Here is a 25,011-nt window from a genome sequence, read left to right as displayed (position 1 = left end):
TCCCCCGGGTGTGCGTCCTGACGGCCGGCTTCCCCTGTCAAAGACGTCTCGGTCGCCGGCCGCCGGGCCGGACTCAACGCCCAAACCCGCTCCGGGCTCTGGCTGCACGTCGCCCGTGCGGTCGCAGCCCTCCGACCCTGCCTGGTTGTGATCGAGAATGTGCGCGGCCTCCTCACCTCCCCCGCCGGTTCCCCTGGCGACGTGGAACCCTGCCCGTGGTGTCTGGGAGACACCGCAGGTCAGCCTGCTCTGCGGGCACTCGGTGCCGTACTCGGATCCCTGGCCGACCTCGGGTACGACGCGAAGTGGCTCGTGCTTCGCGCCTCCGACGTCGGGGCCCCGCACCGCCGCGAGCGGACCTTCCTCGCCGCCTGGCCCGCCGGGCACCCTGCTGAAGACGCCGACCAGCAACATCGGGAAGAACGGCGGCAGCCAGCATCCATCGAAGCGGAAGAGCGGGGGGCACGGTCCGAACCTGGCCGACGAGGTCGAGTGGCTGCTGCTGCCGACCCCAAAGGCGTCGGACGGAATCAAGGGCTCGCCGAACCAGCGGCACGGCAATGGCGACATGACCCTGCCCAGCGCGGCTGCGTCTCTGTTGCCGACGCCGAGGGCCAGCGACACGGGCACCCCGGGCCGCCGCCCCGGGAAGGGATGGCGGCCTCCCTTGTCGGCGGTGGTCCTGCCCCTCTGGGCGGAGGAGACGCCGGAGGCGGGGGCGCGGACCGGCGATGGGGAGCGTACGGATCCGCCATCACCCGATGGGAGAGCCTCACCCGCCCGGCCCCGGCCCCAACAGACGCGGCCGGTCGGCTCCGCGCCGACTTCGTGGAGTGGATGCAGGGCCTCGACGCCGGCTGGGTCACCGCGACTCCGGGGCTCGGCCGTCCAGCGCAGCTCACCGCGCTCGGCAACGGCGTCGTCCCACAACAGGCTGCGCGTGCCTTGCAGTTGCTGGCACCACCCTTCCCCCGCTGTCCCCGCTGCGCCGACCGATAGCGCTCCACTACCGCGATTTTCCGGCCGGACCAAACCGCTGATTCTCCGGATCCTCTCGGGCATGTCGCCGTCTCACAGATGGAGCACACCCCCATGGCCGACACCAGCCCGACCTCCCCCGGCCCCGAGCCGTACCGCGTCCCCGACGCAGACCTCGACGACCTCGCAAGCACCCTCGCCAAGACCATGGCCGAGGTCAGGCAGCACGGCGTCATCCTCGACCGCCTCGGCTCCGAGCCCGACCCCGGCGCCGTCCAGCCGCCGGACGGCGCTCCGGAAGCCGAGGCGGCTGACGGGAAGAAGCCCGACGGCCCCGCCTCGGTGTTCATCCTCGCCCTGGGCGGCAAGGAGTACGCCGTCGAACTCGCTGCCCTCAGCGACTGGGTGAACTACCTCTTCCTGCCGGTGTACGGCCGGGAGATCAGCACGAGCCGTCCCTGGTGCGCGCGCTGGCACGAACACCCCGAGGCCGTCGCCCGGCTCCACGCACTCTGGCTCGCCTGGCAGCAGTTCACCGACACGGAGGCCGGCCTGTCCGGCCCCTCGACCTGGCACCGCGACCACCTGGACCAGACCCTGGCACACCTGCGTGCGCCCGACGGACCGTTCGCGGCCTGCACGACCAGCGCAACTCGCCCCAATCACCGGGTGCTGGCCACCCCGGCGCCCCAGCAGGCGGGGGTGGCGGCGTGAACGACATTCTCGACTTCGGCCTCGCCGATCTATCGCCGGTCGACGACGACTCCGAGGAGGCGATGGAGGCTCTCTGGGCTGGCGACCTGACGGTGCTGTCCCAGCACCACACCACACCCAACGGTTCGCACAGCTTCGTCCTCGCCCACGACCGATCGGTCACCTGGGGGATACCCGGCGAGCCACAGCTCGTTGCGATCGCGGTCGCTCGGGATCTGCGGCAGTCCACGTTCACGTTCGAGACGAGTCACCACGCCACGGCGTCCTTCGCACAGAACTGGCTGGCAGAACGCGGCTGCCCGCTCGAGCGGATCGCACTGCACGGTGGCGACTACATCAAGCCCTCCGACGACCTCACCCTCCAGGTGGAACAGCAGATCCAGAAATCGGGCACCCGCTACGAGGTCCTCGACACCTACACCTCTGACGACAACCCCAGCGAGGCGTGGACACTCGTCAACGACTCCCAGGCCGCCCAGGCACCGGTTCGCCTCTTCTACGAGGAGTGGAACCACGGTGCCGGCACGTACACGATGCGCGAGGGCGCCTTCCCCGACGTCGGCGTCGCCCAGACCTGGCTGGACGAGCGCAGTGAACCGCTGCCCGAGCCTCCGGAGTACAGCGACCACAACGGTGCTGTCGTCCGGGCCCGCATCGCCCGGATCGCCCTTTCCCGGTCCGCCGGAACCTCTCCGACACCGCAGACCGGGCTCGACGCGCCCCGCGCGTCAGCGGCGGTACCGGTCCAGCGCGCGGTCCAGGGGAGGCTGCTGTGAGCCGCGCCCGCTTCGCCTTCGCCGCGCACCCTGACGCCATCGCCGACCTGCGGGAACTCCCGTCTGAGATGCGCGATTTGGCCTTGCTGGAGCTGCAGAACCTGGTCCACGGAAGCGACGACTGCTTGCCGTTGAAGGGCCGTCTCGCCGGCTTCCACAAGGTGTACGTCGACCCGGCGGTCTCTTACCGGCTGGTCATCCAGTTCCGCCAAGCGCCACCGACCTCGACCCACAAGCGCGAGATCTACCTCGTGGCGGCTGGCAGCCGGAAGGACTACGCGGTCTACCGCGCGGCCCACCTGCGGACCGAGCCCCAGCAAGGGGTCGGCCCGGACTCCGCCACGGAGGCCCGCGTGCAGGCCGCCCGGTCTCGCTCGACGCTCACCACCGAACGGCCGACAACGGGCCGCGCGGCTGCCCCGTCACCAGCGCCGCCCTCGGCCACTGCTTCTCGAAAGGCCACCCAGCGATGACCAACGACCGTACTGCGCTGACCCGTTCAGAGCTGGCGGATCTGCTCACCGATGCCGCTCAGAACGTCGGCGGCATCCCTGCCGCCGAGTACCCGACGGCCGCCGCCCGCTCTTACCTGCATCCCGTCTTGGGTCCGCTGGCCGCTGGGCCCCGCGTGATCACCGAGCTGAACGACCGGTTCGAGGGCTTCGTGGCCACCGAGCCACGCCCTGCTGGTTCGGCGGGCCTGTTCGCTCTGGCCTCCTACGCCTCCGCGCTGGGGTGGCTCACCGAGTCGTTCGCCGAGCTGACCTCCTCGGTCGACGAGATCTGTACCCGCGTGGGCATACCCATGGAGCCACGCGCCCCGATCGCCGCCGCGCGCGGTGGTACGGAGCGGGACGACGAGTTCGACTTCGCCTTCAACGCAATTGAGTTGGAGGCGGTCCGCAACGCAGCCGAGGCCGCCGGCCTCGCGCCGGACGACTACGTCGAGGTTCTCTCCCAGTCGCTGCTCGCCGCCGCCCGGATCACCGACGCCTGCATGGAGATCTCCAGCGGCCTGCTCGATGACGCCGATCTCCTCAGCGAAGTAAGCGACCGCCCTCGGCTCGACAACGATCCAGGGAGCCTGCCCGCTCTGGTCCGCTCCCTGCTCGCCCGGATGGAGACGACGGAGTGAACCCGTACGACGCAGACACACACCCTGGGCCGTATCTCGTCGTCGAAGTGCTCGGTGTCGGGGATGTCAGCGTGCACGCCCTCGCACATGGTCCGGAGGAGCCGCTGCACCAGGCCGCTACACGCGTCATCGAAGCCGCAGCGGCGTTGGACGAGCGACACGAGAGCGTGCTCGACGCGGTCCAGCGCGCTCAGCGGCTACTCGAAGGCACTGGTCGGGGTGAAGTCGGCCGAGCCAAGGTCTCGTACGCGCTGCTGCGCACAGCTCTCCCGGACCTCGGAGACGGCCTGGCCCAGCAGGACCGGGCATACAGCCAGCTCGTCGAGTCCCTGTCCGCCTACCGCCGGCTTCTTTCCTCGCCCCCTGCTCAACACGCGAGCAACAAGAGCTACGGGCAGGGCCAGAAGACGAGGCCGCCCCACCGGGACGACGACTGGGCCGTCGCCGGGGAACGCGGGCTGGTAGCCCTCGAAGCGGTTGCGGCCGGAGGTGTTCGCTTTCGCCGCAACGCGATCGGCGAGGACCCGTACATCTCGCGGGAGAAGGCCCAGTGGCAGGACCCGGCGGTCTTCCCGCAGACCGTGCAGCGGCTGGTCGCCGACGGGCTACTGCATCAGGACATCACCGAGAACGTGTACCGGCCCGGCCAGCTCCTCTCGCTCACTGCGCAGGGGGAAGCCGCCCTGCGTGATGGTCGCGCGACGACCTCCCGGGTGTCCGCCGCCCTCGGCCGCACCACCACGCGGACCACGTCAGGCGCGCCCTCCGACCCGGCCGCCGTGCCCGTCGCCAGGACCTCTCTCGCGACCCCCCGCTCACGCTGACCTCACCCCGATAAGGACCCCACCATGGCTACCCCCGGCCTGCCTCCCACCTTCTCCATCGCTTCCATCGACGCCCAGCGCGTCGAGGAGGCTCTCGCCCGGATCGGGCCCAAGTGGACCACCTGGACCGCGATGACCCTGGCCCAGATGAACGGCCCCGTGCGCGTTCGCGACGTTGCTGCGCAGCTCCCCTTCGTCAGTGAGCAGTTCGTCGGCAAACGTCTGGCCACGATGCACGCTGACGGATTGGTGATCCGCGATGACGACCGGCGGGGTGCGCCGTACCGGCTCAGCGCGCTCGGCACGTCTCTGGCTCCCGTCCTCCGCACGGTCTCGGACTGGTCCCGCACCCACCTGACACAAGAACCGATGGCCGAAGCCGAGCGTGTCGAGGACGCGCTGCGCCGCCTGCATCTTCGGCGCTCAACTGCCGTGATTCAGGCCCTCGATTCGGCTGATGGCCAGATGCGGTTCGTTCACATCGCCGAGGCGGCCGGTCTGGACAACGGCCTCGCACGGCAGCGACTTGTCCGGCTTCAGGCCGATGGCCTGGTCACGCGGACGGGCTCCCGGCACGGAGACCCGTACGTGCTCACCGATGCCGGCCAGGCGCTGGGGGCCGTCTACGCGAGTGTCGAGCACTGGAGCCAGCCCTTCGCGCTGCGAGGTGGAACAGCGGCACCGCTTCCGGCAGCGGCAGCCACGCGCACCCACGCCAGCATTCCGCCGGGGGCGGGAGCCGACAGCGCCCGGACTGCGGCGGCCCTACGACGGAGCGCCGCCGCGTCGAACGTCATGTTCAGCCACGCGCCCCAGCCGGAACCGCGGGTGCCGACGGCCGTGACCGCTCAGTCGGCACCGGGCCGGGGCCGGTGACGGGGATGAGAACGAGAGGCCACTCGCCGCCACTACGGCATCCGCGTGCGCTCCGGCGGCTCCCGCCGCTGCATACGCGGATCCGTTCTCCTCCTTCGCTTCCGGAGACTCGACCATGTACGCCCCTGATGACCCGACCCGGTACCAAGAGGTACTGGTCAGCCCCATGTATCTAGCTGGTTCCAACGGGACCGGCGAGGCTGGCTTCGCGCCCGTCGCCCACTGGCCCCATCAGTGCCTCGATGAGGGCCCCTGCCAGCTCCTCGTGACCTCTCCCGACCAACGGATTCGGATCGGCTGGTTCGGCGACGACTTCGAACTGTGGAAGATCAGCGCAGCCGAGGACGCCTTCTCGGCGCCTCGCTGGACGGCGACGCTCAACCACGTCACCCCGGCCGAGATGGTCGCCGGCCTCACCGCCGCACTGGTCCAGGACTACGACGAAGCCCTCGCCTCCGACACCCCCGGCCGCTTCTTGACAGGACCAACCGTCCCCTGGAGGGACACCGTCCGGCCGCTGACCGATGCCGGCTGGAACCTTGACGGAGCTGCTGAACTCGGCACCGTCGAGATCATCGCTCCTGACAACCAAGCGGGCATCCTCATCGATCGGCGCGGCTACGGCTCCGACCGCACGACCGTCGAGCTGTGGGCTGGCCCGCCGGGCTGGGGCACTCGTGCCGAAGCGACGTTCACGGCCCGCACCCCGTCCCACTTGATCGCCGCAACCGCCGCTGTGATGGCGAAGTCGACCCCGGTGGTCCGTGAACGCCACCAAGTCGACCGGCGGATGCAACACCTTGTCACGATGACCCCTGTCGCTTCGGCCACGCCGATCGCCGAGGATCAGGTTTCGCGCGCTCCGACTCCGCTGGACGTACGCCGCACCGCGGTCACCCAGGCCGTACACCGTGCCGCGCGGGCACCACGCACAGCAGCCGACCTCCGGGTGATGGCCGCGCAGAGCCGCTCCACGGGGGCGGTGCAGAAACGGACGGGACACTCCGCGCCCGCGACCTCTGCCCGGCTGCCGGCCAGCTCGCCGACGCCCCGGCGCGGACGCTGACTCCCACCCCAGGCCGCACTCCACTCGCGACCGTCCCCGCCCAACAGGAGTTCCACCATGCCCACCACCACCATGCTCGACCAGGCCACGGCCATGATCGAGAACGCCTGGGGCCAGCCCATCGAAGCTCTTGAGGTCCTAGGGGTCCGCCGCCCCAGCGAGGACCCGCTCCTGCGCTGCGCCACGCACACCCGCGCGGCCCTGGCCATCACGGACAGCGCGGTAACCGTTCACCAGGACCGCCTTCACGCCCTGTCGCGGCATGGGTACGTGCCTGACTTCTACGAACTCGACCGGATCACCGAAACGGCGGTCAAGCTCCGCGTCGCCCACGCGGAGAGCCGTGCGTACCTCCAGGCGATCCGGCGCGTGGTGGAGGCTCGGGAGGCCGCCGCACCCGAGGTTGCGGCACCGGCGGTTCGGCTGGCTCAGGCCGCTGTCGCCCGCTCCGGGAATACGCGGCACGCCCCGGGGGCCGCGCCCGAACCGTCCTCTCCGGCGGCGGTCGTAGGGCCGTCAGCGCCCACAACGGGGCCCCGACGTTAAAGGCTTAGCTCCGATTCTCGTCGCGGTGGCCCTCTTCGGCCCGGGGGCCCACCGCGCGGGCCAGCTCCTCCACCGTCAGCTCCACGCGCCGGCCTTCGGCGACCCGGCGCTCCACCGTCTCCTCGTCCGGCCACCGGTCGGGCTGTGCGCCGACTCCCCACTGGCCGTCGGCGACCATCGCGATGTCGCCCACGGTCCAGGGCCGTCCGGCGGCGCGGATCTTGCGTTCCAGTCCGGCGCCGTCCCAGTGTCTGCTCGCCTCGGCCATCCCCTGCTCCCCTTCACCGACGTGCGGTCCCTCACCGCAACCCAGGTACGACAACCGCGGTCGCAGATCCATTCCCGGCCAGCCGACCGCTCGGCTGTGGTCTCCAGTTCGCCCACGGCAGACGGCATCCCCGGGAAACGACTACGCACTTCGGCATGCTGCATGCCAACGTACGGGTGTTAGGAAAAACCGCAGGTCAACGAAGGGATCGTCCAACCGTGAACACCTCCGCCACCCTCCTGCCCGCCGTCGTCCGCCCCGAGGTGGAAGACCGCAACTGGCTCTCCTCCGACCACTGCGCCGCTCCGGTGCTCGACCTCCTGGACGCTCTCGGCTGGACGATCGCCGAGACCCCGGAGGCCAACGTCCACGCGACCAGCCCGGACGGCGGCGTCTACGTCGGCTGGCTCCCCGAAGACCTCTCTGCCTGGGCGCGCGAGATCGTCTGGCGCGTCCAGGTGCTGCCCGCCGACGGCGAGGTGTGGGTCCAGGAATTCGGCATCCACACCCCCTCCGAGGCCGTCGCCGGATTCCTCGCGGCCCTCGTCACCCACTCCTCGCGCTGACCGCCGAACTACGGGGGGCGGGCCGACGACGGCCCGTCCCGTTCACCGCGCCCGTCCCGGCGGACCGACCGCTCCTCTTCTTCCTGACCGAAAGGCATTGAAATGACCATCTACTCCGATGACCTCGTGAGAATCGCGAACCACGTCGTCGGCTCCGGCACCGCCGTGTTCGCGGCCTACGACGCCATCACGGGGTCCGGCATGGCCTCGCGCGGCATCCCCCAGGTCTGCTGCGGGGTGCTGCTGCTATACACCGCCGGGATCTTCCAGGACCACCTCCGCCGCCGCGACACCCGTGTCGTCGCCTACCTGTCCGGCAACCCCGACGCGCCCCTCTCCAAGATCAGCGCCGCCACGGGGCTGAGCCAGGAACGGGTCGCCAGCTCGCTGCAGCGCCTGCACGCCGACGGCCTGGTCGTCTCGGAGGAAGGCGCGGTTCCCCTCCCACCTCGCTACCGGCTGACCTAGTGGCTCCACCGTCGGCAGCATCTCGCAGACCACACCAAGGGCCCGAAGGCCCTACGCGACCTGCTCCGCCTCGACGCCCCCTGACGATGTCCCCGCCGCTCCTGCCCCGTCCGCCCATACCGCTCTCGGAGGTTTCCGTGCCCCAGTATCTGACCGTCGGCCACCTGCTTCGCCAGCTCCTGGAACTCGACCCCAACCTGCCGGTCCGTCTCGCCGTCAACCCGGACTTCCCCTTCGCCCACTTCGTGGGGGCCGAGGTCGTCGTCCGCAACGGCAAGGCGTACATCGCCGATGACGGTCAGGAGGACTACCTCCCGGTGGGGGCGCGCGATGCCCTCACCTGGGCTTGATCGCTTCCCTACCACCACGGAGGCTTCCATCTCGTCCCTCTCGCGACGCGCGCTGCACGATGTCGCCGTGCGCCCCATGCCGTTCGGCGTGCACAGCGCGCTTCTCCAGCGCATCTCCGCCCGCCCCGACGGCCCCCTCGACATCACCTGGCTCGCTGCCGAAACCCCCCAACTTCCCCTCGGGCGCATCCGGCTGCGCTGGGAGCCCGCCTCGCGCAGCGGCTGGGACGTCACGGCGTACCTGGCGCTGACCACGGCCGAGGTGCTCCTCGGTTCTTGGCCCGCCGCCCCGGGCGACTGGCCGCGCCTGGTCCGTCCGACCCTGTACGAGGTGACCGGCCTGTGCGCCGCCCTCTCATTCGCGACCGACGCACTCGACCTCTCCAACCGGCTCTCCGGAGTCTGACCGAGGACCGCCGAAGGCCGCCCCATGCCACTCAGGCAGGGGCGGCCTCGTCGTGCGTCTACCCGTTCGTTGCGTACGCTCGACCTGACGAAGGAGAACACTATGGCCGACGACCAGAGGCTCTGGGGATACCCGGAGGTCGCCGCCCACCTGGGTATCAGCGTCGGCGCGACCCGCAGCCGCAAGAGCCGGGGCAGCCTGCCCTCGCCCGACGACGACAGCGTTCCGGACCGTCCCCGCTGGAAGCCGTCCACGTTCCAGAACTGGAGGCCGGTCGGCCGGGGATTTCGCAGCGACCTGCACAGCTCCCCCCGACAGGAGACCACGTCGACCGACTGACCGAGCGGGTGCTCGCCCGTAGGCTGCGGGCATGACACCCGACTCGCAGATGCCCTCGCCCCCGTTCCCCTCGACCGGCAACGCCGTACTCGGGTTGATCGTCGGCGGAGCCATCGAGTCAGTCCGTAGCGGCGAGGCCACCGTGGAGGAGGCCATCCTGCATGCGGCGGTCCACGGCTGGTACGAGGGACACGTCCAGGGTGAAGACGAGTGCCCGGGGTGCGACTTCCGGGGTGGGCTGGCGAAGGACAGCGCACGCGGCTGAACCTCACCTGCACGCCAAGGGGCGCCACCGACATGCCGGTGGCGCCCCTTCGGCGTTCCGTCTGGTGCTCGCCTACTCCAGGTAGATGCCGGCGAATACGCCGTCGAACCCGAGCGCGGTCAAGCCCGCCTCGACACTCGGGTAGGTCGTCCCGTGCGGGCCGCCGACCAGGGCATCGAAGTCGGCGCGGCCGATCTCGGGCTCGAGCCACTGGTTGCCGCACCGGCAGCGGACCCAGACGTTGCGCCCGTGGTTGATGAGCAGCCAGTCGCGTCGGGCACGGCAGGCGGAGCACATCACGGGGATGCCGCCGAGAGCGAGTTCGCGTGAGTGGCCGACGCAGCGGATTGCCCCGGGGCCGTCGGCCGACCGAGTCTCGGCCTGGAGCTGCAGCAGGGGGTCGTTACCAGTGGGGACGACGGGCAGGACGGGTGCTGGCTCCGTGGTGCGGGTGGTGGTTCTGAGCACGAGCGTCATCTCCCGGTTGTCGGTCCTGTCTTCATCCGTAACAGCCGGTGGAACCGGCTGTCCATACATTTCGTGGCGTCCGCTCGGACGGTGGTGGTCTACGTCCGGTTCGACGTGGTCAGCGACGTGGCGAGCGGCGGTTGGGGTCTTGAGCAGTCCCGAGCGGTACGGCCGCCGTCGCGTTTCGTTCACTGGTGCGGCTGCTCGGCGTGGTGGCCTGGCGGGTGGCGGCCTGCGGACGACGGGCACCTTCGCCCGGGTGTGCCGGGAGCTGGGCGATGCGCCGCAGGCGCCAGACCAGGACGTCGTTCACGTCGTCGGCGCTGTCGAGTTCGCGCATGTAGATGGCCTGGCGCAGGAGGGCTTCGGAGTCGTGGCCTGCCCGCTCTGCCTGGGCGAGGGTGGCAACCAAGGCGTCGGTCCTCGCTTCCGTGCCTCCTACCCGTACGACCTTCTCGGGCAGGACGGCGCGAAGGGTGGCCTCGTGCATGAGGCGCTGGGCGTCAGGAAGGGCGCGGCCTTGGTCGTGCAGCATGCGCATCGGGGTGGCGGCGGCCTGGCGGTAGGCGGTGCGTAGGTGCGCGGCGGCTTGTCGGGAGGCGTGGGCCTGCTGGGCGTGTCCGCGGGCGGAGTGCCAGCGGGCGGCGGCGAGGGTGACCAAGACGAGGGTGGAGACGAGCGTGGCGGTGGTGCCGCCGTCCTCGCCTCGGCCGAGCGCCCCGCCGGCCTGGACAATGCCTCGGGCGGCCGAGCGGAGGGCCCGGGTGTCGGCGCGTTCGGCGCGGACATGACTGCGGGTTGCCCGTTCGAAGGCGCGAGCTGCGGCGGCCAGCTCGGTGCGGGTGGTGGCCGGTGAGGTCTGGGCCACTGCGTCGAGGAGTTCTCCGACGCCGACGAGCTGGGGGGCGGCCTCGCCGCCCTCGTCGCGTTCCAGGAGCATGGCCGAGCGCTCTGCGATGACGGTGGCGTTGCGTCGTTGACGGGCGGGCGGTGACCAGTTCGTCCGGTCAGCGCCGACCGCGGGCGCGCTCGGCTCGGCGGCCCCGTCGGTGAGGCGTAGGCGGATCTTCGGAAGGGAGAGGTCGGGGGCCAGTTTGGAGCCGGGGTACCAGACAGGGGCTCCGTCGCGGTTGCGGTCGCCGGGCAGGGCCACGTTGTAGCCGAGCGCGTCACCGGACGGTGCGTGTCGCAGCTTCACCCGTACCCCCGCTTCTCGGAGCCGCGTGAAGAACTCCTCTTCCGACTCCGCTCCCGCCACGGCTCGACGAACGGCCTCGCGGAGCGTCTCGCGCGAGGTCTCCGGTCGGCCGGTGCGCTCGGCCTTGAACTTCTCGGCGCTGCTGGGATTCTTCGCTGCGGTTCCGTCGCCCGCGTTCAGGCGCCGCAGGCCCATCTCCTTCTCGATGTGGCGGCATTCGGCCTGGGCCTTGTTGAAGTCGTAGTTCAGTCGCGGATTGCGCAGGTCGCCGCGTACGAGGGTGGCGACGATGTGAATGTGGTCCTCCGCGTGGCGGACGGCGATCCACCGGCAGCCGTCGGGGTCTCCAGCCGGGGCGATGCCAGTGGCGTGGACGATGCGCTGGGCGACGGCGTTCCACTCCTCGTCGTCCAGCCGCCGGTCCCCGGGGGCGGTGCGGACCGAGCAGTGCCAGACGTGCTTGGCGGGCGCGCGGTCGCCGGCCTGCTTGACCCGCAGGTCCAGGGCGGCGGTGAGCCCGGCGAGGGTGACCTTCGGGTCGGGGTCGAGGCCAGTGCCGCGGCCCGGGTCGGAAGCGAAGCCGTCCCAGGAGCCGACGAGGTGCGCGTCGGTGTGCTCCTCGCGCCGTCCGGGGCCGTACAGGTAGACGAGGAGGCCATGGGTGCGGGAGCCGCGTCCGATGTCGGGAACCATCACAGCCGCCGGTTCACCAGGTCGTTCGCCGCGTCATCAACGCGGGCGAGAAGTCCGGTCAGCGCGCCCAGCGCGTGGTCGAGTTCACCGGCGCGCGGCTGGCCACCGCTGTTGAGGACGAAGGCGATCTGGTTGATGTTGTTGCCGATCCGGGCCAGCGCGGTGCGCAGAGCGGCGAGTTCGTCGATGGCGGTGTCGAGCTGGTCGTTGCTGTGCACGGCGGCGCATCCGCGGGCGGCGCTCAGGCCGGAGACGGCGAGGAAGCGGGCGACGGTGACGCCGCGCTTGGTGGCGGCCTCGGCGATCTCGGTCTTCTCGGTGTCGGAGAGGCGGGTGGTCGTCTTGCGGGTGCGCTCGCTGGGGTTGCGGGTGCGGCGGCGCGGTTTGCGGTCGGGGTAGGCGGGCGTGCTCGGGCGCGGCTGCTCGCGGTGGTCGTCGCGGTCGGCTTCTCCCCCGGTGACCGGCGCCCCCTGGTGCCCGTTGCCCGGCTGGTCCCCGTGCGCCCTCGCTCGGGGACCAGCCGGGCTTCCCCCGCCCTCCTGGGCGGGGGCAAGTGCGTACGTCGGGCCGTAGGACCGTCGTACGCGATAGCTTGCTCCGCCAGGAGCCGTGGTGGGGTCACGCTGCTGTCCAGCGGAGGTGGCCACCGGGTCGTTGGTGTTCACCGGCTCGTCTCCGGGTCCTGCTGCTGGATTTCGCGGACGAGTTCCTCGATCCAGTCCATGGCCAGGACGGGGTGGTGCAGGGTCCAGGGCCGGTCATGCTGCTCGCGTTGCACGATCCAGGTGGTGTCGGGGCCGGACTGGGCGCGGTGGAGGTGTCCGTGCTGGTGCAGGACGGTCAGCCAGGAGTCGACTTCGGCGGCCGTGGCCGGGTGAGTGCGCATCGGGTGCTCTCCGCTTCTGCTGTGGCGGGGTGTGTCGGTGACATGCGGAGTGGGTGACCGGCCGGGTTGACCGGTTCGGTCACCCACTCCGTGGAGGTTCGGTCAGGGCCGGGAGGAAGTGACCGGCTGGCGGTGCTGCTCGCGCAGCTGAGCCATCAGCGCGGTCAGGGTGTCGCTGGACAGCGGGATCTGCTGACCTCGGATCGCCTGGGCGACCACCTTGCGGGTCAGTTTGTCCTCGGCCCTGACCGCCGACCGGGCGATCGCCAGCAGCTCCTCGGTGTCCGGGTCAGGACGCCGGTCCCCAGTCGACCGAGCGGCCCGGTCAGTGACCGGCGGCGAGGTGACCGGCCGGGCACTGACCGCCGCCGGGCTGTCCTGGTCATCACCGACCGGGGCCGTACTGCTGGGGCGGTCAGTGACCGTCCGGCCCTTGTCCGCCTGTCCCGGCAGGTCAGGGGCACCGTGGCTGCGGTTGTGGTGGTCGGTGACCGACTGGCCGCTCGTCGCCGGGGTCGAGTCTCCGGTCACTGACCGGGCGGCGGTGTTCTCGTCGGTCGGGGACAGCGGCAGCCGGTCGGTCAGAGCGGTGACCGACTGACCGGACTTGACCTGACCGGCCGCTGACCGCTGCTGACCGGCTCGGTCGGTCCGGGTGACCTCGATAGCGTCGCTGCGGTCGGTCTCACCGAGGTGACCGGGCTGACCGAGGCTCTGCCGGCCAGAGTCCTTGACCGGGCCCCGGGCAATGAGGATGTAGAGGTGGACCGCTCCGGCCAGTGCGAGCGGGGCGATGGTGGAGAGCACCGCGACCACCGCGTCACCGAGCCGGAGGCCGGTGCCGGCGACCGAGTCCTGGTTGATACGCACCGCGTGGAGCGCGTTGGCCCAGATGCTGGCGGCGGTGGCCGTGCCGAAGAGCGTCCAGACGTAGAGCCGGGCGCGCAGGGGTGCGTTGCGCAGAACCAGGAGGGCTCGGATGCCGTAGGCGATGAACCCGTCGATCACCAAGGGGAACAGGTAGGTAAGGAAGCCTCGGATGTGGATGGCGACGGCCATCTGCTGCAAGGCGTCGTACGACAGCGCGCATCCCGCGCCCCCGAGGGCCACGACAGCCGCGCGGTCCCACCCGGATATGTGCACCGTCTTCGGCGCGCTTGCGGTGTTCATGCCGCCGTCCCGAAGTCGTCGCGGATCAGGCGCTCGCCGCTGGTTTCGAGGGGTGTGGTGTTCGTGGTGGGCTGGTTCAGGGTTCGGTTGCGCTCGGCCCGGCGGATCTCGCGGTATCGCTTTTTGGCGTGCTCCTCGGTGACCTTCAGAAGCCAGGCCAGGCGCTGCTCGCTCACCCCGTGGCGGTAGGCCGCGTACTCGACCGCGCGGCGCTCCGTATGGGTGAGGTGCACGTCGCGTCCGGCGATGGTGGCATTGACGCGGCTGTAGTCGAGGCGGCTGGCGAGCTTGTCGTGCAGCGGCCCGCGCTCCTCTTCCGTCAAGCCGCCACGGATCCCGTCGGTGTCACCCCCTTCGAGAGCGGCGTCCAGGCAGGTGCGCCGGACCGGGCACTGGCCGCACAGGGCCTTGGCCGTGGCGATCTTGGCGGTCTCGTCGGGTTCGGGGAAGAAGACTTCGGGGTCCACCGGGTTGTACTCGGTGCTCTGGCAGACGGCGTCGGCCTGCCAGGTCTGGTCGCCGAGCTGACGGTGCTGGGCGGGGCCGTTCATCGTGCTGGTCATGCGGGGTGCTCCGATCGCTCTCCGCGCGCAGGGGCGTCGGCGGAGAGGTGCGCTGGCGGTAGGTGCCCGGGGGGGACGGCGGTGCGAGGGCGCGGTCCGGCGGGGTGGCCTGTGGAGGGTCAGGCGGCGGCGCTGTGGCGTCTGCGGTCGACGGCCTCGAACTCGACTCGGGTGGTCATCTGCGCGAGCCTGCTGGCGACTCGGTCCCCGAGGTAGGAACGCAGGTCCTTGATCGCCAGGTTGGTCGTGATCAGCGTGGGGAGTTCGTAGTTGTACCGCCGGTTGATCAGCCGGTACGTCACTTCCTCGACCCACTCGCTGGCCTTGGCCGCGCCGAGGTCGTCGATGATCAGGAGCGGGCAGCGGCAGACAGCCGCCAGCTCCCGCTCGCTGTCGACCCCGGGCCGGGGGCGGAGATCGGCGTAGAGGTCGGCGGCGGTGGTCGCGCGCCAGCGCACGCCGACCCCGCTCTCCACGAGCGCTCGGACCGCGCCGTACGCCTGGTGCGTCTTGCCCGCGCCGACGACTCCCGCCATCAGGAGGCTGGGCCCGGTGGTGACCTGCCGCCGGGCTCCCCGGCTGGGGGCGACGGCCGCCCCGGTGACCTCCGCGACCCAGTCCAGGACCCTCGGGTGGTCGGCAACGGCCGCCTGGTAGCGCGGGGGCATCCCGGCCAGGAGGGCGTCGAGCGGGGAGAACGGCTCGCGGTCGTCGGGGAGCGCGGCAGCGTCGGCCGGGTCGATGTTGCGGGCGGCCAGGATCCGGGCCATGCGCTCCAGGGTGCCTTCGTTGCCGAGGAGCTGCGGTTCGCGGTGGCGGGTGTGCATCACAGCTCCTCGGCGTAGGCGGCGGAAGCGTTGGCCGGGTTGGTCCACGCCTGGTGGGCGGGCACGTTAGGCCGGATTCCCGGCCGCGCCAAACCGCCGGGGCGAGCGTTCATCGCCTCGTTGACCATGCTGGTCAGGACGCTCGGGTGCTTGGGGTTGGCGGTGAAATTCGCCAGCCCGGCCCGGATGTGCACCGGAGCGATGCCCTCGTCCAGGAGCTTCTTGATGATCCGGCCGAGGTGCCCGATCACGTCGCTCGGGGGGCGCTGGTCGCACCCGGCCACGTACTCGCCGATGAGGTCCTTGGCCGAGATGCCAGCTGCGGGCGCTGTGCGCCCCGTAGGGACAAGAGATCCAGGATCCAAGATCCTAGATCCAGGCGCCGAGCCTTCGGGGAGGCTTCGGGGAAGGGTCGGGGAGCCATCGGGGAAAACCCTCTGAGCTGCGCTTTTGCCTCCAGTCCGTCCGGGTGTGCTGACGTCTCCGTCGGCGGCCTCCTGTCGGTCTACGGCTGGCCCGTCTGCCTGTTTCGGGACCGTCGGGGCCAGTGAGGCAGGCAGATCGAGCGCTCGGGGTGCCCTCCCCGAGGTCTCGGCGAGTCCTCCGGGAGCCGTGGGCGAGCCCTCCGCCCTCCGGGTGCAGGAGCCCTTGCAGGGTGCGCACCGGTCGGCAGCCTGGTGCTGCGGGCACGAGGGCAGGCGCGACTGGCTCGGCTTGTCGATCTTCTGGTGCTCGGACCAGGTCACGATGTGGAGGTAGAGGCGGCCGTCGCATCCGGTGTATCGGCAGATCAGTCCGGCATTCGCGAGCTGGTGGAGGTCGTCCTCGACGTGGACCGAGGTGTGCTCGGCGCGCAGAGGCCAGAGGAGCCCCGCGATGATCGCGGCGTTATCCCGGTGGCGACCATGGTCGTCGGCCTGGGTGAGCAGGCCGAAGAAGGTCCGCTCGGCCGCCACGGTTACTTCGGCGAGCGACTCGGAGGTGAACGCCTCCGGCTTGACCGTTCGGATCCGGGCCATGTCAGCGTCCCCGCTCGGCGGCGACCAGGTCGCTGCGGGTCAGGGTGGCGTCGGCAAGGCAGAAGGTGTGCGGGCGCATCCAGTCCACCTCCGGCCAGACCCGCAGGATCCAGCGTGCCGCGACCCTGGCGGTCGGGCGGCCCAGCTCCAGGGTCCTCCCGGCCTCGTCCTTGACGACGGCGTGGAGATGAGGCCACGTCTGCGTCGGGTCGGTGAGGCTGACCCGGATCGTGGCCGCCCCCGGGATCATGTCGGTGAGCTGGGCGGCGAGGCGCTGCGGACGGCCGTCGTCCGGGCAAGCCGGGGTTCCGCTCGGCATGGCGAGCATGCGATACTCCGTTGTTCGTAGGAGCACGGAGCGGCGGTCTCGTGCAAGAAGCCCTGCCGCCCGCGAGATGTGTAATTGGCGCCCTCGGGGTGCCAGCCCGGCGCTTGGGAGTTGGTAGCTCCTCGGCGCCGGTTTCAGTTTCCAGGCCAGGTCACGGGTCGTATGCCGGCATCCGTCCCGTCTCCTTTCCGCTGGTCATCGGCCCCTCTCCGGGGCCCTGCCCGGCGTGGGACGACGAACATATGCAGACCCTGCGGACAAGTCCATCCCGTTCCCCAGAAGATCATTTGCGGTCGGCTCGCCCGGTTTACGCAGGTGACGTCCACAGCGATCGGCTTCGCCCGGACGCACGCGTGACGCCTGTTGCGCGAGCGCTCAGGGCAATGGAATATGCACAGGGGTCCCCCAGAGGTTGGCACCGTAGAGTTGGGCCTGATCAACAGGTGCGATACGGAAACGTACGTCAGTTTCAGAAATGCATCAACCCTGGCTTACAGTTGACCCGACACCGAGCCCATCGCCACCTCGCAGCAGGAGTCCCCGTGCCCCCACGTCAGTTCGACGGCAGCCTCGTGCGCGCTGCCCGCCGGCGAAGGGACATGCATCAGAGGGAGCTGGGCGAACTGGTAGGCGTCAGCGGCGCCACCGTCGCACGATGGGAATCGGGCAAGGACTTCCCCAAGGGCGAGAAGCTGCCTGCGATCGCGACGGCGCTCGATGAGCCTCTCGACGAACTGTTCCCTCACGAGGGACCGCCCGACCTGCAGCTCCTGCGGTGCGACGCCGGTCTCAGCGTGGCAGAAGCCGCAGAGATCCTCGGCGCAAGCCGGGCACCGGTAGCCAATGCCGAGTCCGGGCGGCGCAGGCTCAACACCAGCTACATCCGGCCGCTGGCGGCGGCGTACGGGGTGACCGAGGAGAAACTCCTCGCGGCCCAGGATCGCTCCTTCGGGGTGCGGCCCACCTCCCCGAGCGAGGATCAACAGACCGCACCGCGCACCGTCGGAGAAAAGATCAACTTTCTCCTGCAGTACGGCTCCACCGAAGAGACGGCGATGTCCGATGCAGACATTGCGCGGCTCGTGAATCAGCACGCGCCAGGGGCAGCTATCACCGCCGAAGGCATCAAGGAGTTGCGCGACGGCGCGGCGACCGCGGCACCGGATGAAGTGCGCGCCGGCCTGGCTGACGCCTTCCAGGTTCCACCCTGGTTGTTCGGCGATGACGCCGAACTGAGTCCCATGGTCCAGGAGTTCCTGGAGGCTGTCCGCTTCATCGGCTCGATCCATCAGGGACAGGTCCTGGGCCTGGCCGCACGCGGCAGTGAGATCCTGTCGTTGAAGGCGATGGCCGACATCAATCGGCTCGTAGGCGAGCTAAGACACAAGCTGTCCGAGGTTCAGGACAAGGAGTGACCCTGCCTGGTTAGGCGGGCTCAGCAGTTCCCGCACCAACTCCCTCGGGGCCTGTGGCGACCCTCGACCGCCACCCCCAGCCTGACTAGGTCATGACAGACCTCAGACCGGAAACGCGTAGGGACTTCGGCTCGACCCCTGCGGGGCAAAGCCGAAGTCCCTACGTTCCGGCGATCTCGACGGTGCTTCTAGGCGGTCAGGTCGACACCCAGAAGCTCGGACAGGGTCGCGACCGTCTGCTCGGGGTTCTGGTTATGCACACCAGCGAGGCCGAGCTGCTCCGCTGCCTGCACGTACGCCTCGGTGTCATCGACGAAGATGCACTCGTCCGCGGGCAGGCCCATGAGCTTGAGCGTGATCTCGAACAGCTCGGCGTCGGGCTTGCGCATCATGTGGTGCTCGCTGATCACGACGACGTCGTACAGCTTCTCCAGCTCGTAGCCCTCGTACAAGTCCCACGGCGCCAAGCCCACGGAGTTGCTCAGAATGCCGACCTTGATTCCGGCCCGGCGAGCTGCGGCGGCTGCGTTGATCAGCAGCGGCTCAGGACGGAGGTCACCGAAGATCCTCCCCATCAGTCCGTCCGCCGGCACATTCAGCATCCTGCCGGCGAACTCGTTCCACTCGTTCTGGGACACGACACCGCGCTCCAGATCACTGGTGATCCGGACGCCCTCCGGGTCCGCGTACAGCGCGGTGAGGCAGGCACCCTTGGGGAGCCCTTCGCGCTGCTCAAACGCCAACACGGCGGGCAGCAGGGGGGTGGTGAGAACGCCTCCGAAATCAAGAATGAGGCCGGTACGGCGGTTGGACATGCGGGGAACTCCATCGCTGATATCTCGGACGCTCGTCCAGACCGGAGAGCGCCGTGGACCCGGCGCACACGGCGGTCGCAGAAGCTGCTGCGTATCGCAGGCCAGGAAGTGCACTTACGGGGCGGAGCAAAACCTTTATGTCCGCCCTGCCAACGGTACCAGTGGCGGCCCAGGGCTCGGTGGTGCCGAATCTCACGAAGCCATTCAAGATCGCATCTATGAGTAGCTAGTCGTGTACGCCGTGAACACCGACCAGTCACCGCTCTACGTGCCATCCCAGAGCTACTACCGAGCATCCGCTTCTAGCGTCAGGGAGTTATCGAGGACTTCCCGCGCCTGATCTTCGGTGATCTGTGAATAAGCCGCGCTGACTCGCTCATACCAGGCTGCTTCACTATCAGTGTCGACGAACGGTTTTTCTCGCAGAAGGGCAGCCGAGGATGGCTCGGCGGATTCGGCGTTAGCCGCGAGGAGTCCAGCCTTTATCCAGTACGCCTCTGCGACGGGCTCAGGATCAGGTTGCGCGGACGTCATGTCTTCTGCGGCGAACATGAGATTACGCGGAACGTAGTAACGCAGCTTCTCGCAGGCGTCAGAGATATCTTGCGTCCATCGGTCCAGACGGACGTCGATAGGCACGCGCAACTGTAGGAGTTCAGTTACTCGCCGTCCGGGCGGGTACAGACTCGTTCCGGGAAAAGCTTCAACCAGATCGAACCATATGGGATAGATCCGGTACAGGGTGCGGAACGTTTTCCAGCGTGCCACTGCCGCACGGGTTGTTGGAATGCTTGCCCCTACGGCAACGATAACGAAGAGAAGGTTCATCCAGATTGCGGTGGCATCGACAAGGAACCTCATCGTCGATTCGTCGAGAGAAAATGCTACGGCGATCCACAGAATGAAGATTCTGGCTAGCGTATGGATAAGTCCCATCCACATCGCGAAACCCATCAAACCCAGACCGATGCGCATACTCGTGCTCTCGGCTCGACGCGCCGCCTTGGTCCACTGATAGCCACACACGGCGGTGGTGACAAGCGGAAAGAAATAGAACACGGTCATGTAGAGAGCGACGCCCCATTGCCCGGCATGGTCAACGAGGAAGTCTTCGCTTGGCCGATCTCGTTTCACCACGGTGAAGAACAGGACCGCCAGGAGAATCACACCCACTGCTCCGGCCCTGTAGGAGGCTCGGGCGACCCACCGTGAGAACTCCACGTGTCTGGGCACGACTGCCTCAGCAGTCTTGCCGTAGCTGGTGGCTACGTACGTCAGCGCCGCCATGATCGCTGCTGTGCTGGCGAAGTGCCGAAGTAGAGCGCTGAGATCGACGATAGGAATGCGGTCGACCGCGTCCATCGCTGCGGGGGTGTACAAGCACAGAGCGACTGCGAACCCGGCGTAGCCACCCCACAGTGCCCTGCGGTGCGCGTCGCCATACCTGACAGCCGGAAAACGCCAGATAGACATCAGCGTCATGACTGCCGCAGTGAAGTATTTGAAGAAGTCGAACACGGGATCAGTCAATATCTGTGCGTGCCGCACCTGCCGCCGCATGCGGGCTCTGCAGAGCGCGAACTAACTACTGGATGGCCATTGCGATAATTGCTGTACTATCGCCGCCGTCGCGGTGGAGCGACCGGGTGCGCCAAGGAGTACTCCAGCAGGCTGATTACGTCGTCCCCGGTTGCCGACTGCCGACGGGCCAGCCGCTTGATCAGTGAGGCCGAAAGCTCCGCCTGCTTCTCTTCATGGCTGTCGAAATCAACGCGCGCCTGAACCAAGGCCGACGGGTAACGCCGAAGAACTTCTTGCCGAATGCGTTCGGGTACGTAACGCTCGATCTCGGCAGCCGTCAATGAGGTGCCGTGATCCATCCACTCATGCGCGATCTCATGGAGGATGATGTGTTCCGTGCGATTTCGACTAGAGCGACGCCGGTAAAGAATGATGGTCACCTCGGGGGTCTTCACCCGCAGACCGCAAGCTGTTCCGAGGCCCCCGTCGGGGTCATCCAGCGGAACCAACTGGATCTCACGCCCTAGAACCCCTTCCATATTGCCCACCAGCGTCTCAACGCTGAAAGGGGTTGGTATAGGGAGATCAGCGAGCTTCCTCTCGCATTCCCTCACGAGGTCGCGACGTGAAGGATCCCTACGCCAAGGCATAGTCTCTCCATTCTGCTCACTGTAAACCCCACACCTAGACGCGTACGCGAGGCGCTAGCAGGCAGCAGCCCGTGTTCGGTGCGCGCGGCGGGCGACCCGCACGCGCTGTCGCGCCTAAGCGTACAAGGGGGATTAAGCGATCATGCGAGAAGGAGATGTTGCGAAGGTCACCCGAGTGCGGCAGATCACTCTTTCCATTCAAGATCGAAAAGGCTGCTTCGCCTCCAATATTGATCTTGATATTCCTCCGGAGAGTGAGCCGCTGTGAGCGCTGCGCTAGGCCGTCTCCGGATATTAAGCGCTTCACAGCTAACCCGTCGCCACGCTTGCGTAGTTGATAGTGGCGTTTTTCAACCGCCCATTCAATAAGCGCGGTTGCGGGCGAACTCAACCACGACGACCGAGAAGGCTTTCGGCTCGCGCGAGATCCTCTGGGGTATCTACCGCCACACCGTCGTCCCGGACAGGGATCATCCGCACGGCATGGCCGTGTTCGACGAAGCGCAGCATCTCCACGCCCTCCGCGCGCTCCAAGGGCCCCTGCTGGAGCTGGCGGAAGCGCTGGAGAGCTTGGTCTGTGAAGCCGTAGAGACCCAGCTGACGCAGGTACTTCGGCCGGTCTCCCCTCGGGTACGGGATGGGCTGACGCGAGAACATGAGTGCCTCGCTGCGCGCCGTGACGACGACCTTGACGACGTTGTGGTCCAACACGGCGCCGATGTCGTCCAACTCGGTGTAGGCGTTCACGGCGAAGGTGTCCGCCGGGGCGTACTCCAGGGCTTCCGAGATGTCGTCGATGGCCGTCGGCGAGATGAACGGCTCGTCACCCTGGACGTTGATGTACCCGTCGGCCCGCAGGTGCTCGGCGACCTCCGCGACGCGGTCGGTGCCGGTGAGGTGCTCCCCGGTACGGATGCAGTCGATGCCCAGGTCGCGGCACGCCGATTCTATGCGGGCATCGTCCGTGGCGACGATGGCTCCGTCGAGGCGCTTGGCCTCCAGGCAGCGCTGGTGGACGTGCCAAAGCAGCGGCCGGTCGCCGAGGCGGGCCAGTGGTTTGCCGGGGAAGCGAGAGGCGCCCCAGCGACAGGGTATGACGGCGATGTGCCGACGCGGTCTGGCTGTGGTGGCGGCCACGGCGTCCTCCTGGTGGTCGAGTACGAGCGGGGCTTCAGGCGAGCTGCGCGATCTTGGCGCGGACGGTCGGCGAGGCGACGGCCGCGAACGGCCGCCACTGGTAACCGTCGACCTCCTCCTCCTGGAGGGTTACCGCGTGTCCGGTGCCGAGGTGGAAGGCCCAGCGGAAGTCCACGTGGTAGTGCGCCGGCTCGTTCTTGGACGGGCTCGCGTCGATCGCGTGCACGTCGATGTCGAGGGGAACGTCCTCGTAGCCAATGAGCGGGACGACGGCAGTGGGCGGGATGCCGGCCTCCTCGTGGAGTTCGCGCAGGGCGGCGTCGCGCAGCTGCTGGTCGGACGGCTCGTTGTGCCCGCCGGGCGCCAGCAGCTTCCTGGTCGCCCTGTGCAAAACGTGGAGGACCTCCCGTTCGCCGTTGAAGAGGATGGCACTGCAAGTCACATGGGCGGGGGAGGTCTTGCGGCTGGTGGGATCGTCGAGGCCGTCGAGGGCTGCGAACAGCATCGTCAGGTTGCCGCGTTCGTCCTGGTGACGGGCGAGGTACGCCTCGGTGACGGCGCGGATGTGTGCGGTGGAGGGGGGCAAGGAGGTCACCTTTCGAAATGGCGGAGCCAGGTCTTGGCGATGGCGTCGCGGTCGGCCGCCGGCATCTCGTGCAGTCCGGGTTCGAATCGCGCGTGGCTGAGTGCGGCGGTGGCGGCGAGTATCTCGGCCTGGACGAGGTGGATGTAGGTGCCGACGGCGGCGCCGTGCACGAAGTTGACGGCGCCGCCGTCGGCGAGAACGTAGAAGTAGTGGCCGGTGACCTCGTAGCGGGTCAACTGGGGTCCGACGGGGTGTCGTTCGTAGAGGTCGTCGAGGCTGCCGAGTTCGAGCTCGTCCTCGGAGGAGGTCACCGATCCGAGGTATGCGCCGTTGCGCAGGGCGGCGAAATCCTCGTGCCGGAGGGCGAGATTGCCGGTGGCGCACAGGACGAGTTCCGCGTCGCGGACGGCCTCGGTGGTGGACGCGCTGGTGCGGAAGCCGAGGGCGTGCGCCTGTACCCGCTTGACCGAGTTGTTGTCATACACGGTGACGCGCAGGTCCTGGGCGCGCAGGGTCTGGGCGATCGAGCGGCCGATCTTGCCGAAGCCGATGACGCAGGCGCTGCGACTCGTGAGGATGTCCCCGCGAGCGCGGACCAGGGCGTCGGTGGAGAACACGATGGACCGGCCGACGAGGTGGTCCTCGCAGTCCTTGAGCGGTGAGCGGGCCACGGACACGACGGGGCACGGCAGCGAGCCGAGGGCCGCGTACCGCTGGTGTCCGTTCTCGGTGTCCTCGACGACGCCGAGGATGCGGCCGGAGAACTTCTCCACGAGGGTGTCGAGGCTGGCCGCGAAATAGCCGCCGATGTCGACCAAGACGATGTCCTGGCCGCCGGCCGTGTCCTCCAGGTAGTGCAGGGCCTGGGTCTCGTCAGTGAACCGCTCCCGGCTCAGGTCGTGGACCGGCAGGGTACGGCGGACGGTGTCGAGGGTCGGCTGGTGGATCGACCGAGGCTTGGGGAGGACGGCGCCGATCGTGGATACCGCGGCCATGGCGCGCAAGAACGCGGGGCGTTCCGGGAGCAGGTGGGTGACGACCAGAGTTGTGATCGCCTGCCCGGCGGGGAACTGCGCGGTGATCCTCCGAAAGAAGGCATCCAGCCGTGCCCGCTCGGGGGTTTCCATGAGCACTCCTCTCATGATCCGACGGGGTCGCCTATGCGGCACGGCTGTAGTCCGGCACCGGGGCGGCCAGCGCCTGCATATGGGCGCGCAGTCCGCTGTGGAGGTCGACGCGCGGCTGCCATCCGAGGACCTCACCGGCACGGCCGGGGTCGGCACGCGTGAAGATCACGTCCCCGTTGCGCACGTGGTCCTGGTGGAGCTGGATCTCGCGGCCGGTGAGGCTGTTGGCGATGTTGATCACGTCGAGCAGGGAGGCGTTCGAGCCACCGCCGACGTTGATGGCACCGTGCGCATTCGGGACGGTGCCGGCGGCGATCGTGGCGGCGACCACGTCGTCGATGTAGGTGAAGTCGCGGCGCTGGTGGCCGTCTCCGTACAGGCGCAGGGGCTGTCCGGTCAGGGCGGCGTACAGGGCACGGTGGGTGAACATGTCGGCACGCTGGCGGGGGCCGTAGACGGTGAAGTACCGCAGGGCGACGACCTTGGGGCCGCCGGGGTGCTCGGCGTAGGCGAGGCAGAGCTGCTCCTCGGCCAGCTTGGTCACGGCGTACGGGGAGGCGGGGTTGGGGCGGTCGGTCTCGCGGCTCGCGTCGCCGTCGGTCGGTCCGTAGACGCTGGACGAGGAGGCGACGACCAGTCGGGGGACACCGATCCGGGTGGAGGCGTCGAGGACGCGGTGGGTAGCCAACACGTTGGACGCGAGGTAGTCGCCGAACTGCGGCCCCCAGGAGGGCCGTACCCCGGGGATGCCGGCGAGGTGGAAGACGGTGTCGGCGTCGATCAGGAGCGGGTCGATCGCGCAGTGGAGGAGGTCGGCCGTGACGTGGTGGTATCCCTGGCGGCCCCGCAGCGCGGCGAGGTTGGCGGCGGCCGTCGGGTCGGAGGACGGGTCTCGACGGTCCACCCCGATCACGGTGGTGCCGGCCTGGACGAGGGCGTGGGCGAGGTGGGAGCCGATGAATCCGGCGGAGCCGGTAACCACGGCCCGTCGGAGAGAAGCGTTGGTCGGGGGCTGCTCGTGCTGTGGCACG

General features: G+C 69.1%; 33 protein-coding genes. 16 read left to right on the top strand and 17 right to left on the bottom strand.

Annotated elements, in window-relative coordinates; translation table 11 throughout:
- The first annotated feature begins 102 nt into the window (after window positions 1-102).
- The 9 genes from ACIO3R_RS37955 (at window position 103) to ACIO3R_RS37915 (ending at window position 6,915) form a co-directional block, all read left to right on the top strand.
- Entirely contained in the window at window positions 103-999 is an 897-nt protein-coding gene (locus tag ACIO3R_RS37955; protein ID WP_402111629.1) for a DNA cytosine methyltransferase, read from the top strand.
- A gap of 93 nt (window positions 1,000-1,092) precedes the next feature.
- The gene (locus tag ACIO3R_RS37950) at window positions 1,093-1,692 is read left to right on the top strand and encodes a DUF4913 domain-containing protein (RefSeq protein WP_402111611.1); all 600 of its coding nucleotides are present in this window, start codon (window positions 1,093-1,095) and stop codon (window positions 1,690-1,692) included.
- On the top strand, window positions 1,689-2,468 hold the full coding sequence (locus ACIO3R_RS37945; RefSeq protein WP_402111610.1) for a glycosyl hydrolase: 780 nt from the start codon (window positions 1,689-1,691) through the stop codon (window positions 2,466-2,468). The genes ACIO3R_RS37950 and ACIO3R_RS37945 overlap by 4 nt, the downstream gene beginning before the upstream one ends.
- Complete coding sequence (locus ACIO3R_RS37940; RefSeq protein WP_033949415.1) at window positions 2,465-2,941, top strand: hypothetical protein; 477 nt, start codon at window positions 2,465-2,467, stop codon at window positions 2,939-2,941. The genes ACIO3R_RS37945 and ACIO3R_RS37940 overlap by 4 nt, the downstream gene beginning before the upstream one ends.
- A complete protein-coding gene (locus tag ACIO3R_RS37935; protein WP_402111608.1) occupies window positions 2,938-3,603 on the top strand; it encodes a hypothetical protein in 666 nt (221 codons plus the stop codon). The genes ACIO3R_RS37940 and ACIO3R_RS37935 overlap by 4 nt, the downstream gene beginning before the upstream one ends.
- Window positions 3,600-4,427: a large ATP-binding protein gene (locus ACIO3R_RS37930; RefSeq protein ID WP_402111606.1), complete on the top strand. Its 828-nt coding sequence runs from the start codon at window positions 3,600-3,602 to the stop codon at window positions 4,425-4,427. Before ACIO3R_RS37935 ends, ACIO3R_RS37930 begins: the two co-directional genes overlap by 4 nt.
- Before the next feature lie 24 nt (window positions 4,428-4,451).
- Window positions 4,452-5,303 carry a winged helix-turn-helix transcriptional regulator gene (locus ACIO3R_RS37925; protein WP_402111604.1) on the top strand — a complete coding sequence of 284 codons (852 nt, stop codon included), beginning with the start codon at window positions 4,452-4,454 and terminating at the stop codon, window positions 5,301-5,303.
- Between the two features lie 115 nt (window positions 5,304-5,418).
- Window positions 5,419-6,369, top strand: coding sequence for a DUF317 domain-containing protein (locus tag ACIO3R_RS37920; protein ID WP_402111603.1), 951 nt, complete (start codon window positions 5,419-5,421; stop codon window positions 6,367-6,369).
- Window positions 6,370-6,426: 57 nt separating this feature from the next.
- The gene (locus ACIO3R_RS37915; protein WP_402111601.1) at window positions 6,427-6,915 is read left to right on the top strand and encodes a hypothetical protein; all 489 of its coding nucleotides are present in this window, start codon (window positions 6,427-6,429) and stop codon (window positions 6,913-6,915) included.
- Window positions 6,916-6,919: 4 nt separating this feature from the next.
- Here ACIO3R_RS37915 and ACIO3R_RS37910 read toward each other — a convergent pair whose 3' ends face one another.
- Window positions 6,920-7,183, bottom strand: a complete 264-nt coding sequence (locus tag ACIO3R_RS37910) for a hypothetical protein (RefSeq protein WP_097930480.1) — start codon at window positions 7,181-7,183, stop codon at window positions 6,920-6,922.
- A gap of 218 nt (window positions 7,184-7,401) precedes the next feature.
- On the opposite strand from ACIO3R_RS37910, the gene ACIO3R_RS37905 reads away from it, so the two are divergent.
- The 6 genes from ACIO3R_RS37905 (at window position 7,402) to ACIO3R_RS37880 (ending at window position 9,577) form a co-directional block, all read left to right on the top strand.
- Window positions 7,402-7,749: a DUF317 domain-containing protein gene (locus tag ACIO3R_RS37905; protein ID WP_402111599.1), complete on the top strand. Its 348-nt coding sequence runs from the start codon at window positions 7,402-7,404 to the stop codon at window positions 7,747-7,749.
- 126 nt (window positions 7,750-7,875) lie between these two features.
- Window positions 7,876-8,217 carry a winged helix-turn-helix domain-containing protein gene (locus ACIO3R_RS37900; RefSeq protein WP_307781635.1) on the top strand — a complete coding sequence of 114 codons (342 nt, stop codon included), beginning with the start codon at window positions 7,876-7,878 and terminating at the stop codon, window positions 8,215-8,217.
- Between the two features lie 137 nt (window positions 8,218-8,354).
- Window positions 8,355-8,567: a hypothetical protein gene (locus ACIO3R_RS37895; RefSeq protein WP_402111597.1), complete on the top strand. Its 213-nt coding sequence runs from the start codon at window positions 8,355-8,357 to the stop codon at window positions 8,565-8,567.
- A 76-nt stretch (window positions 8,568-8,643) separates the two neighbouring features.
- Window positions 8,644-8,973, top strand: a complete 330-nt coding sequence (locus tag ACIO3R_RS37890) for an esterase (RefSeq protein WP_402111627.1) — start codon at window positions 8,644-8,646, stop codon at window positions 8,971-8,973.
- A 102-nt stretch (window positions 8,974-9,075) separates the two neighbouring features.
- Window positions 9,076-9,312 carry a hypothetical protein gene (locus ACIO3R_RS37885; RefSeq protein WP_056704972.1) on the top strand — a complete coding sequence of 79 codons (237 nt, stop codon included), beginning with the start codon at window positions 9,076-9,078 and terminating at the stop codon, window positions 9,310-9,312.
- Between the two features lie 31 nt (window positions 9,313-9,343).
- A complete protein-coding gene (locus tag ACIO3R_RS37880) occupies window positions 9,344-9,577 on the top strand; it encodes a hypothetical protein (protein ID WP_402111595.1) in 234 nt (77 codons plus the stop codon).
- Between the two features lie 72 nt (window positions 9,578-9,649).
- Here the strand turns inward: ACIO3R_RS37880 and ACIO3R_RS37875 are convergent, their stop codons facing one another.
- From ACIO3R_RS37875 to ACIO3R_RS37835, 9 genes are all read right to left on the bottom strand, one after another.
- Window positions 9,650-10,054: a hypothetical protein gene (locus ACIO3R_RS37875; protein ID WP_386413463.1), complete on the bottom strand. Its 405-nt coding sequence runs from the start codon at window positions 10,052-10,054 to the stop codon at window positions 9,650-9,652.
- 109 nt (window positions 10,055-10,163) lie between these two features.
- Window positions 10,164-11,936, bottom strand: a complete 1,773-nt coding sequence (locus tag ACIO3R_RS37870; RefSeq protein ID WP_402111594.1) for a relaxase/mobilization nuclease domain-containing protein — start codon at window positions 11,934-11,936, stop codon at window positions 10,164-10,166.
- On the bottom strand, window positions 11,936-12,601 hold the full coding sequence (locus ACIO3R_RS37865) for a plasmid mobilization protein (RefSeq protein ID WP_402111593.1): 666 nt from the start codon (window positions 12,599-12,601) through the stop codon (window positions 11,936-11,938). The genes ACIO3R_RS37870 and ACIO3R_RS37865 overlap by 1 nt, the downstream gene beginning before the upstream one ends.
- Window positions 12,598-12,822, bottom strand: coding sequence for a hypothetical protein (locus ACIO3R_RS37860; protein WP_402111591.1), 225 nt, complete (start codon window positions 12,820-12,822; stop codon window positions 12,598-12,600). The genes ACIO3R_RS37865 and ACIO3R_RS37860 overlap by 4 nt, the downstream gene beginning before the upstream one ends.
- Before the next feature lie 102 nt (window positions 12,823-12,924).
- Window positions 12,925-13,992 carry a DUF2637 domain-containing protein gene (locus ACIO3R_RS37855; RefSeq protein ID WP_402111590.1) on the bottom strand — a complete coding sequence of 356 codons (1,068 nt, stop codon included), beginning with the start codon at window positions 13,990-13,992 and terminating at the stop codon, window positions 12,925-12,927.
- Entirely contained in the window at window positions 13,989-14,555 is a 567-nt protein-coding gene (locus ACIO3R_RS37850) for a WhiB family transcriptional regulator (protein ID WP_402111588.1), read from the bottom strand. Before ACIO3R_RS37850 ends, ACIO3R_RS37855 begins: the two co-directional genes overlap by 4 nt.
- Window positions 14,556-14,674: 119 nt before the next feature.
- On the bottom strand, window positions 14,675-15,382 hold the full coding sequence (locus ACIO3R_RS37845) for an ATP-binding protein (protein WP_402111586.1): 708 nt from the start codon (window positions 15,380-15,382) through the stop codon (window positions 14,675-14,677).
- Window positions 15,382-16,401, bottom strand: coding sequence for a hypothetical protein (locus ACIO3R_RS37840; RefSeq protein ID WP_402111585.1), 1,020 nt, complete (start codon window positions 16,399-16,401; stop codon window positions 15,382-15,384). Before ACIO3R_RS37840 ends, ACIO3R_RS37845 begins: the two co-directional genes overlap by 1 nt.
- A 1-nt stretch (window position 16,402) precedes the next feature.
- Window positions 16,403-16,729, bottom strand: coding sequence for a transcriptional regulator (locus tag ACIO3R_RS37835; RefSeq protein ID WP_401958012.1), 327 nt, complete (start codon window positions 16,727-16,729; stop codon window positions 16,403-16,405).
- A gap of 542 nt (window positions 16,730-17,271) precedes the next feature.
- Between ACIO3R_RS37835 and ACIO3R_RS37830 the strand changes: the two genes are divergently transcribed.
- Window positions 17,272-18,144 carry a helix-turn-helix domain-containing protein gene (locus tag ACIO3R_RS37830; RefSeq protein ID WP_402111583.1) on the top strand — a complete coding sequence of 291 codons (873 nt, stop codon included), beginning with the start codon at window positions 17,272-17,274 and terminating at the stop codon, window positions 18,142-18,144.
- A gap of 188 nt (window positions 18,145-18,332) precedes the next feature.
- Here ACIO3R_RS37830 and ACIO3R_RS37825 read toward each other — a convergent pair whose 3' ends face one another.
- The 7 genes from ACIO3R_RS37825 to ACIO3R_RS37795 form a co-directional block, all read right to left on the bottom strand.
- Complete coding sequence (locus ACIO3R_RS37825; RefSeq protein ID WP_027737785.1) at window positions 18,333-18,959, bottom strand: HAD-IA family hydrolase; 627 nt, start codon at window positions 18,957-18,959, stop codon at window positions 18,333-18,335.
- 285 nt (window positions 18,960-19,244) lie between these two features.
- Window positions 19,245-20,477, bottom strand: coding sequence for an MAB_1171c family putative transporter (locus ACIO3R_RS37820; RefSeq protein WP_402111581.1), 1,233 nt, complete (start codon window positions 20,475-20,477; stop codon window positions 19,245-19,247).
- 98 nt (window positions 20,478-20,575) lie between these two features.
- Window positions 20,576-20,935 (bottom strand): toxin, encoded by a 360-nt coding sequence (locus ACIO3R_RS37815; RefSeq protein WP_239081532.1) that lies wholly within the window; start codon window positions 20,933-20,935, stop codon window positions 20,576-20,578.
- Between the two features lie 582 nt (window positions 20,936-21,517).
- Window positions 21,518-22,267 carry a 3-deoxy-manno-octulosonate cytidylyltransferase gene (locus ACIO3R_RS37810; protein WP_402111578.1) on the bottom strand — a complete coding sequence of 250 codons (750 nt, stop codon included), beginning with the start codon at window positions 22,265-22,267 and terminating at the stop codon, window positions 21,518-21,520.
- Window positions 22,268-22,301: 34 nt separating this feature from the next.
- Entirely contained in the window at window positions 22,302-22,862 is a 561-nt protein-coding gene (locus ACIO3R_RS37805) for an NUDIX hydrolase (RefSeq protein ID WP_402111576.1), read from the bottom strand.
- Window positions 22,859-23,980 carry an adenosylhomocysteinase gene (locus tag ACIO3R_RS37800; RefSeq protein ID WP_402111574.1) on the bottom strand — a complete coding sequence of 374 codons (1,122 nt, stop codon included), beginning with the start codon at window positions 23,978-23,980 and terminating at the stop codon, window positions 22,859-22,861. The genes ACIO3R_RS37805 and ACIO3R_RS37800 overlap by 4 nt, the downstream gene beginning before the upstream one ends.
- Window positions 23,981-24,011: 31 nt before the next feature.
- Complete coding sequence (locus ACIO3R_RS37795) at window positions 24,012-25,010, bottom strand: NAD-dependent epimerase/dehydratase family protein (protein ID WP_402111573.1); 999 nt, start codon at window positions 25,008-25,010, stop codon at window positions 24,012-24,014.
- Between the last annotated feature and the right edge of the window lies 1 nt (window position 25,011).

Origin of the sequence: Streptomyces sp. NPDC087428 (genome assembly GCF_044744085.1) — a bacterium.
Classification (GTDB): Bacteria; Actinomycetota; Actinomycetes; order Streptomycetales; family Streptomycetaceae; genus Streptomyces.
This window is presented reverse-complemented; position numbering and strand designations above follow the sequence as displayed.

Coding starts and splice junctions, on each gene's coding strand:
- ACIO3R_RS37950 (WP_402111611.1), top strand. CDS start 1,093: ATGGCCGACACCAGCCCGACCTCCCCCGGCCCCGAGCCGTACCGCGTC.
- ACIO3R_RS37935 (WP_402111608.1), top strand. CDS start 2,938: ATGACCAACGACCGTACTGCGCTGACCCGTTCAGAGCTGGCGGATCTG.
- ACIO3R_RS37925 (WP_402111604.1), top strand. CDS start 4,452: ATGGCTACCCCCGGCCTGCCTCCCACCTTCTCCATCGCTTCCATCGAC.
- ACIO3R_RS37920 (WP_402111603.1), top strand. CDS start 5,419: ATGTACGCCCCTGATGACCCGACCCGGTACCAAGAGGTACTGGTCAGC.
- ACIO3R_RS37915 (WP_402111601.1), top strand. CDS start 6,427: ATGCCCACCACCACCATGCTCGACCAGGCCACGGCCATGATCGAGAAC.
- ACIO3R_RS37910 (WP_097930480.1), bottom strand. CDS start 7,183: ATGGCCGAGGCGAGCAGACACTGGGACGGCGCCGGACTGGAACGCAAG.
- ACIO3R_RS37890 (WP_402111627.1), top strand. CDS start 8,644: ATGCCGTTCGGCGTGCACAGCGCGCTTCTCCAGCGCATCTCCGCCCGC.
- ACIO3R_RS37885 (WP_056704972.1), top strand. CDS start 9,076: ATGGCCGACGACCAGAGGCTCTGGGGATACCCGGAGGTCGCCGCCCAC.
- ACIO3R_RS37880 (WP_402111595.1), top strand. CDS start 9,344: ATGACACCCGACTCGCAGATGCCCTCGCCCCCGTTCCCCTCGACCGGC.
- ACIO3R_RS37875 (WP_386413463.1), bottom strand. CDS start 10,054: ATGACGCTCGTGCTCAGAACCACCACCCGCACCACGGAGCCAGCACCC.
- ACIO3R_RS37870 (WP_402111594.1), bottom strand. CDS start 11,936: ATGGTTCCCGACATCGGACGCGGCTCCCGCACCCATGGCCTCCTCGTC.
- ACIO3R_RS37860 (WP_402111591.1), bottom strand. CDS start 12,822: ATGCGCACTCACCCGGCCACGGCCGCCGAAGTCGACTCCTGGCTGACC.
- ACIO3R_RS37855 (WP_402111590.1), bottom strand. CDS start 13,992: ATGAACACCGCAAGCGCGCCGAAGACGGTGCACATATCCGGGTGGGAC.
- ACIO3R_RS37850 (WP_402111588.1), bottom strand. CDS start 14,555: ATGACCAGCACGATGAACGGCCCCGCCCAGCACCGTCAGCTCGGCGAC.
- ACIO3R_RS37845 (WP_402111586.1), bottom strand. CDS start 15,382: ATGCACACCCGCCACCGCGAACCGCAGCTCCTCGGCAACGAAGGCACC.
- ACIO3R_RS37840 (WP_402111585.1), bottom strand. CDS start 16,401: ATGGCCCGGATCCGAACGGTCAAGCCGGAGGCGTTCACCTCCGAGTCG.
- ACIO3R_RS37835 (WP_401958012.1), bottom strand. CDS start 16,729: ATGCTCGCCATGCCGAGCGGAACCCCGGCTTGCCCGGACGACGGCCGT.
- ACIO3R_RS37825 (WP_027737785.1), bottom strand. CDS start 18,959: ATGTCCAACCGCCGTACCGGCCTCATTCTTGATTTCGGAGGCGTTCTC.
- ACIO3R_RS37800 (WP_402111574.1), bottom strand. CDS start 23,980: ATGGAAACCCCCGAGCGGGCACGGCTGGATGCCTTCTTTCGGAGGATC.